The following is a 1,317-nucleotide window of genomic DNA, read 5'->3' on the forward strand; positions in this document are numbered from 1 at the left end:
CATAAATTTTTGAAAAAGAAAAGGGGTGAAGAATATGAAAGCAATTAAAAAGCTTATGCTGAAATACGGTTCGTCATTGGCAGCTCTTGCGCTGATGATTGGAGTCGGTTCCAGTTCTAAGGCTTGCTGGTGGTGGTACAATCAGCCCAAAGAGCCTGAAGGCATGAAGAAATTCACAAAAGAAGACTGATAAAAAAGCAGGAGAAGTTATGAAACTTAAAAGCAACTTCAAACGAATACTTTCCGGCGTAATGAGTTTAGCTATGGCGGCAACTCTTGTACCCAGTATCCCAGTACTGGCAGAGGATTTTACAACGCAGAATTATGTCTACGACAATTATGCTGTTTCCTACAATGTAACTAATTCATGGGGTGATACGGAGGTTGTTTCCGTTACGTTATCCAACACAGGTGACAGTACAATTGAAAACTGGATGCTGTACTTTGATCCAAACGGCAGCACTTCAAGCATTTGGGACGCACAGTGGGCTGAGACGTCTACCGGAGTTTCATATGTTAAAAATGCAGGATATAATGCACGGATTGAGCCTAATTCCTCGATCACTTTTAGCTATACAGTAGATAATTGTGAAGCTGTTCCCGAAGCTTTTAAGCTTTGTCAAGGGCGCATCAATAAGGAATCCGGTTACGATGTTCAGCTAGTTGTCAACGAAACATGGGGAGATAACTTCAATGGAGCTATCGTAATTACTAATAACACCGATTCCCCTATTGAAGCATGGGAACTTACCTTTGATACAAACTTTACCATTACCGAGATTACGAATAGCTGGGCAGCTACTGTAACTGAGTTAGAACCGTATAGCTATCGTTTGAAAGGAACATATACAGGCACCGTATATGCTAATTCAAGCGTAACACTTGGTTTTACAGGCGTTAAGAACGGTGATCCGGAAATATCTAACACTTCATTGACAGAAGTCGTTGCGAATGAAAGCCTTATTGACTTCATAAAGAATTATCCGGATGGAGTTTCAATTTATGCCTACGGCGACTACAATAACGAAGCGAATGCAATAGATATTGAATGGTATACCGATTATGAAGCCGAGGTTTTCGATGTATGGCAGTCTGATGATAATGAAAGCTACACCTTGGTTTCAGAAGTTTCGGATGCTGACTCGTATCAGTATGTCATCACTGAGGATTTTCAAACAAAATATTTTAAAGTTTCAATTCCTAATGATTTCGGTGAAACAATCGAGTCTGTTCCCTTTGTTGTAACAAAAACAGAGGATGAATATTCTGTTGATTTTCTTGACAGCGACGGTGACGGGCTTCCGGACATTTATGAGA

Annotated in this window: 2 protein-coding genes; both read left to right on the forward strand. The window is 40.3% G+C overall.

Annotated elements, in window-relative coordinates:
- Window positions 1-34: 34 nt before the first annotated feature.
- Entirely contained in the window at window positions 35-190 is a 156-nt protein-coding gene (locus tag LI114_RS13475; RefSeq protein ID WP_022126621.1) for a cyclic lactone autoinducer peptide, read from the forward strand.
- A gap of 19 nt (window positions 191-209) precedes the next feature.
- A partial coding sequence (locus LI114_RS13480) for a cellulose binding domain-containing protein (RefSeq protein WP_227221097.1) occupies window positions 210-1,317 on the forward strand: 1,108 nt, incomplete at its 3' end.

This window comes from Ruminococcus sp. 210702-SL.1.03, from assembly GCF_020559915.1.
GTDB lineage: Bacteria > Bacillota > Clostridia > Oscillospirales > Ruminococcaceae > YE71.

Coding starts and splice junctions, on each gene's coding strand:
- LI114_RS13475 (WP_022126621.1), top strand. CDS start 35: ATGAAAGCAATTAAAAAGCTTATGCTGAAATACGGTTCGTCATTGGCA.